Consider the following 5,249-nt stretch of genomic DNA (forward strand, 5'->3'; position numbering starts at 1 on the left):
GGAGCCGGCCGGCGACGGCAGCTACCGCATCGTCGGCTCGAAGATCTACATCACCTACGGCGCCCACGACATGGCCGAGAACATCGTCCACCTCGTGCTCGCCCGCCTGAGGGATGCGCCCGCGGGCCGCGTTGCGGCTCGATGCCGAGGTGGTCGAGCCCGACGAGGCGGTGCTGCTGTTCGGTGCGTCGCGCCCGGTGGGGATCGAACGCGCGCGCGCGGTCTCGAACCTCTCTCCGCGCGGCGACCTCACGGAGGCGGCGTCCCGCCTGTTCGCCGCCTTGCGCGACCTCGACGCGTCGGGAGCCGCGACGATCGCGGTATGCCGAATCCCCGCCGACGGCCTCGGCGAGGCGATCCTGGACCGGCTCGGACGGGCCGCCGCCCCGCGCTGAAAAAATCTTTCGTCCGGCGTGGAACCGGGAGTCGCGAGGGCTGTTTCCCTATCACGAAGGCCAGTTCAGCCCCCAATGGCCTTTTTCCTTCCAGGCTCGGAGCAATCCGAGCCTTTTTTCTTGCGCTTTTCCGGCAGCGGCGGGCCGAGGCAGCGAACCGCCCCGGCCCTCGACGGCGTCAGCCCGCCAGCTTGGCGGCGATCCCGGCCACGTGCCGGCCCTGGAACTTCGCCCCCTCGAGCTCGATCGCGATCGGCTGGCGCGAGCCGTCGCCGCCGGCGATGGTGCTGGCGCCGTAGGGCGTGCCGCCCGACACCGTCTGCACGTCGCTCATCCCCTTGAACGAGTAGGGAAGCCCGACGATCACCATGCCGTGGTGCAGCAGCACGGTGTGGAAGCTGGTGATCGTGGTCTCCTGCCCGCCATGCTGCGAGCCGGTGGAGGTGAACACCGAGCCGACCTTGCCGACGAGGGCGCCCGTCGCCCAGAGGCCGCCGGTCTGGTCGATGAACTGCTTCATCTGCGCGGCCATGTTGCCGTAGCGGGTCGGCGTGCCGAAGATGATCGCGTCGTAGTCGGCCAGCTCCTCGGGTTTCGCGATCGGGGCCGGCTGGTCGAGCTTGTAATGCGATTGCTTGGCGACCTCCTCCGGCACCAGCTCGGGCACGCGCTTCACGTGCACCTCGGCGCCGGTCTCGCGCGCGCCCTCGGCGGCGGCGTGGGCGAGCTGCTCCACGTGGCCCCAGGACGAATAGTACAGCACCAGGATCTTCGTCATCGTCAGCTTCCGTTCGCATGGCCGGGCGGCGATGCCGGGATCGGCGGCCGCCTCGCGCTCGCCCGAAGATCGTACCCGCCGGGCTTTGCGCAAATGCCCCGATCTGCAAGAACGATCTTGCGTGAATGCAAGGTCGATGGATGGCGCCGCCCTGGGACGACTTTCGGCTGGTGAAGGCCATCGCCAACCATGGCGGATTGACCGCGGCAGCCGCACGCCTCGGCATCAACCACTCGACCGCGTTTCGGCGCCTCGCGGCGATCGAGGCGTCCGTCGGCGCACGCCTGTTCGAGCGCTTGCGTGCGGGCTACGCGGCGACGCAGGCCGGGATGGCGATGGTCGAGGCGGCCGGCGCGATGGAGGAGACCGCCGCGCGTTTCGCCCGCGACGTCGCCGGGCGCGCCTCGGAACCGACCGGCCTTCTCCGCATCACCGCGCCGTCGGGCTTGGTCACCGACCTGCTGATGCCGATCCTCGCCGATTTCCGCACCCGGTGCCCGGGGATCCGCCTCGACGTGGTGGTATCCGACGACGCGCTGAACCTCTCGCGCCGCGATGCCGACGTGGCGGTCCGCGCCAGCAACGACCCGCCGCAGAACCTGTTCGGGCGCCGCCTCTCGACCGTCGGTTGGGCCCTCTACGGCCGCGCCGACGATACGGATCGCGACCCGCGGCGTGCGGATTGGGTGGCGCCGTCGGAGCAGGTCGGCGACGGCAGGTTCCTGCGCTTCGTCGCCGAGCACGGCGACCCGGACCGCATCGTGATGCAGCTGAACACGGTCGCCGGCCTGTGCGAGGCTGTGGAGGCCGGCATCGGCATCGGCCTGCTGCCCTGCCTCAGCGCCGATCGGCGGCCGGGTTTGCGCCGCCTGCGGCCACCCGATCCCCACTTCGCCGACGGCCTGTGGATGCTGACGCACCCGGACCTGCGCCATTCGGTGCGGGTCCGGGCCTTCATGGATTTCGTCGGCGATGCGGTCGTCGCGCTGCGCCCGGTCATCGAGGGCCGTACGGCGAACGACGGAACGGGTTAGCCGGGCGGGACGAACCGACGATCAGCCGGCCTTGATCTCGGTGATCTCGACCTCTTGCCCGTTCACCTCGACGACGTCGCCGACGCTCTTGCCGGTGATCGCCTTGGCGAGCGGGGCGACGTAGGCGATCGAGCCCTTGGCCGGATCGGCCTCGTCCTCGCCGACGATGTGGAAGGTCTGGCGGGTGTCGTCCTCGCGCAGCACGGTCACCGTCGAGCCGAAATGCACGGTGTCGCCCTCGACCGTCTCGACGAGCTGGGCCGTGCCGAGCCGCGTGGTCCAGTAGCGCAGGTCGCGCGTGACGCGGGCGGTGTCGGCCTTGTCGTCGGGCGTCAGCTGGGCCTGCTCGGCCTGGAGGCGCGCGACCTCCTGCTCGATCTCCGCAAGCCCCGCCGGGGTGACGAAGTTGGTGTGGGGGGAGATCGGGCGGTCGGGGAGGTCCTCGAAGGCTTCCCCGCCCTCCTTCTCGCGAACGAATGCACTGCTCATGGGTCGAGAATGCCCCGGCTTGCGCCGCGGTTCCGTTCCGAAGCCGACTCATCGCCGGGGTGGTCGGCGTTCGGCGTCGCGCGTCAGCCGATCTCGACCACCGTCCGGCCGCGGATCTTGCCCGAGAGGATGTCGGCTCCGAGCCCGCCGACCTCGGCGAGGCCGACGCGGTTCGTCATCGCCGCAAGCTTCTGCAGGTCGAGCTCGTCGGCCAGCCGCGCCCAGGCGGCGCGCCGCTTCGCCTGCGGCGTGGTCACGCTGTTGATGCCCAGCAGCGACACGCCGCGCAGGATGAAGGGGGCGACCGAGGTCGGCAGGTCCATGCCCTGCGCCAGGCCGCAGGCGGCGACCGCTCCGTCGGCCTTGGTCTGGGCGAGCACGTTGGCGAGCGTTGTCGAGCCGACGGCGTCGACGGCCACGGCCCAGCGCTCCTTGCCGAGCGGCTTGCCGGGCTTGCCGAGCTCGTCGCGGTCGACGATCTCGGCGGCGCCGAGGGACTTGAGGTACTCCGCTTCCCCGGCGCGCCCGGTCGAGGCCATCACGTGCCACCCGGCTCGCGCCAGCAGCGCGACCGCGACCGAGCCGACGCCGCCCGAGGCGCCGGTGACCAGGGCGGGACCGTCCTTCGCGGTCAGGCCGTGGGCGTCGAGCGCCATCAGGCAGAGCATCGCGGTGTAGCCGGCGGTGCCGATCGCCATCGCCTGCTCCGGCGACAGGCCGGCGGGCAGCGGCACCAGCCAATCGCCCTTCACCCGCGCCTTCTGGGCATAGGCGCCCAGATGCGTCTCGCCGACGCCCCAGCCGGTGAGAACCACCGCGTCGCCGGGCTTGTAGTCGGGGTGGTCGGAGGCCTCGACGACGCCCGAGAAGTCGATGCCCGGGATCATCGGGAAACGGCGCACCACCGGCGACGCGCCGGTCATCGCCAGCCCGTCCTTGTAGTTCAGGCACGAATGGGTGACGCGGATGGTGACGTCGCCGTCCATCAGGTCGGCCTCGTCGAAATCGGTGAAGGACAGGCTCTGGCCGGCCTCGCCCTTCTCGATCACCCAAGCCTTGAACCGCGCCATGCTCGCCTCCCGATGCGTTCGGGGGACCTGTGGCGGGAGCGGCGCGAAATCAACCCGCCGGAGGATCGGGCTCCGGCGGGGCGATGTGGACGGGGCTCTCAGTAGCCGTCGTAGAGGCTGCCCGAGGAGAAGCCGAGGCCGACGCCGATATCGGCCGAGCTCGCGCCGGCGATGCCGAGCGCGTCCGGGATCGAGCCGAACCGCGGCCCGCCGTAGCCGACGCCCTGGTAGCCGCCACCGTATCCGCCGCCATAGCCGCCGCCGACCGGCACCCAGCCCGAGCGGGCCGGCGCGACGAGGACGCGGCGGCTGACGCTGGCGTATTCCGGCGGGATCGTCTCGGGGATCGACTGCGCCGGCTGCACCAGCACGCGGCGGTGCTGCACCGTGAACTGCGGCGGGGTGGTGACCCAGCAGCCGATCAGCTCGCCGTAGGGCCCGCGCCGGGTCTGCCAGGTCCGGCCGCCGGGCGAGACCATCACCCGCTCCGACACGGTGTCGTAGACCGGCGGCGTGGTGCGGTAGATCGTGCGGGGCGGCCGCACCAGCACGTTTTCCTGCACGGTGTCGAACACCGGCGGGGTCGAGACGTGGCGGTAGCATTCGGAGCCGTAGCAGCCGCCGGCCGAAGCGGGCGATGCGACGAGGACGGCACCGGCGAGGGCGGCGAAGAGCAGGGTGTTTCGGGCGACCGGCGCGGTCATGACGGCTTCCTCTGATACGCGGAACGAAAGGGATGACGCGAAGGGCGCGCACATCTCGACGCTCAAGAGGCCGTCGGGTTGCTGTACAAGCAAGCACTATCCGAAAGTAGGGTAAAATTAACCCTCGATCCGGAGTACGGGGTTACCGTCTACGTAAGTAAATCCTCGATGAATTGAATTGCAGAATTTTGGTTGTCCTCGAATCCTACGTCTGCCCGGGCTTGAGCTCGTAGAAGATGTGCCGGCCGATGACGTCCATCTTGCGCAGGCGCCGCGACCAGCCCGGCTTGACGTAGTCGGCATGGTAGTGCGTCGCGTCGCCGACCTCGGCGAGGTAGGTGCGCCCCTCGATCACCGACTGCGCGATGCGGGTGGCGGTGGCCCACGAGCCCGAATCGGTGATGCGTAGGGCCTTGCCCTCGCAGGCGAAGGAGAACTGGCAGCCCATGTAGCGGTGTCGATTCTGGTAAACGACGCCGCAGACGTTCGACGGGTAGAGCCCGCTCTTCACGCGGTTCAGCACCACCTGGGCGACGGCGGCCTGGCCGGCCTCGGGCTCGCTGCGCGATTCGAAGTACACGGCCTCGGCGAGGCAGCGCTGCTCCTTGTCCATGGCGTCCGGCCCGATCAGGTCGGCGTAGCGATGGCGGGCGTCCTCGGGGACCGATTGCGCCACCGGCGGCTCCGTCCGGTCGGTGCGGATGGTCAGGCCCGGCAGCATCAGGCTGGCCGAGGCGACCTCGACCGGCGTCGCGTCGGCCGGCGCCGGCGTCGTCGAG

At 70.6% G+C, this 5,249-nt stretch carries 6 protein-coding genes and 1 pseudogene; 2 read left to right on the forward strand and 5 right to left on the reverse strand.

The genetic code is table 11. The annotated features are described in order from the left end of the window. Nucleotides 1–119 precede the first annotated feature (119 nt). Nucleotides 120–395: pseudogene (locus tag FV223_RS19315) on the forward strand (Sua5 family C-terminal domain-containing protein); the annotation flags it as partial. A 178-nt stretch (nt 396–573) separates the two neighbouring features. On the opposite strand, the gene wrbA reads toward FV223_RS19315, so the two are convergent. Beyond that, the gene (gene wrbA, locus FV223_RS19320) at nt 574–1,173 is read right to left on the reverse strand and encodes an NAD(P)H:quinone oxidoreductase (protein WP_147728527.1); all 600 of its coding nucleotides are present in this window, start codon (nt 1,171–1,173) and stop codon (nt 574–576) included. Nucleotides 1,174–1,313: 140 nt separating this feature from the next. Here wrbA and FV223_RS19325 point away from each other — a divergent pair, with 140 nt between their 5' ends. Then, a complete protein-coding gene (locus FV223_RS19325; RefSeq protein WP_147728528.1) occupies nt 1,314–2,207 on the forward strand; it encodes a LysR family transcriptional regulator in 894 nt (297 codons plus the stop codon). 21 nt (nt 2,208–2,228) lie between these two features. Here FV223_RS19325 and greA read toward each other — a convergent pair whose 3' ends face one another. The 4 genes from greA to FV223_RS19345 form a co-directional block, all read right to left on the reverse strand. Continuing rightward, nucleotides 2,229–2,696 (reverse strand): transcription elongation factor GreA, encoded by a 468-nt coding sequence (gene greA, locus FV223_RS19330; protein ID WP_147728529.1) that lies wholly within the window; start codon nt 2,694–2,696, stop codon nt 2,229–2,231. 83 nt (nt 2,697–2,779) lie between these two features. After that, nucleotides 2,780–3,766, reverse strand: coding sequence for an MDR family oxidoreductase (locus FV223_RS19335; RefSeq protein ID WP_147728530.1), 987 nt, complete (start codon nt 3,764–3,766; stop codon nt 2,780–2,782). A 98-nt stretch (nt 3,767–3,864) separates the two neighbouring features. After that, nucleotides 3,865–4,470 carry a hypothetical protein gene (locus tag FV223_RS19340; RefSeq protein WP_147728531.1) on the reverse strand — a complete coding sequence of 202 codons (606 nt, stop codon included), beginning with the start codon at nt 4,468–4,470 and terminating at the stop codon, nt 3,865–3,867. Between the two features lie 205 nt (nt 4,471–4,675). Beyond that, a partial coding sequence (locus FV223_RS19345; RefSeq protein ID WP_147728532.1) for a cell wall hydrolase occupies nt 4,676–5,249 on the reverse strand: 574 nt, incomplete at its 5' end.

This window comes from Methylobacterium sp. WL116, assembly GCF_008039455.1.
Lineage (GTDB): Bacteria > Pseudomonadota > Alphaproteobacteria > Rhizobiales > Beijerinckiaceae > Methylobacterium.

What these genes read in the sequence shown, in the direction of transcription:
- wrbA (WP_147728527.1), bottom strand. Translation starts at nt 1,173, where the DNA reads ATGACGAAGATCCTGGTGCTGTACTATTCGTCCTGGGGCCACGTGGAG.
- FV223_RS19325 (WP_147728528.1), top strand. Translation starts at nt 1,314, where the DNA reads ATGGCGCCGCCCTGGGACGACTTTCGGCTGGTGAAGGCCATCGCCAAC.
- greA (WP_147728529.1), bottom strand. Translation starts at nt 2,696, where the DNA reads ATGAGCAGTGCATTCGTTCGCGAGAAGGAGGGCGGGGAAGCCTTCGAG.
- FV223_RS19335 (WP_147728530.1), bottom strand. Translation starts at nt 3,766, where the DNA reads ATGGCGCGGTTCAAGGCTTGGGTGATCGAGAAGGGCGAGGCCGGCCAG.
- FV223_RS19340 (WP_147728531.1), bottom strand. Translation starts at nt 4,470, where the DNA reads ATGACCGCGCCGGTCGCCCGAAACACCCTGCTCTTCGCCGCCCTCGCC.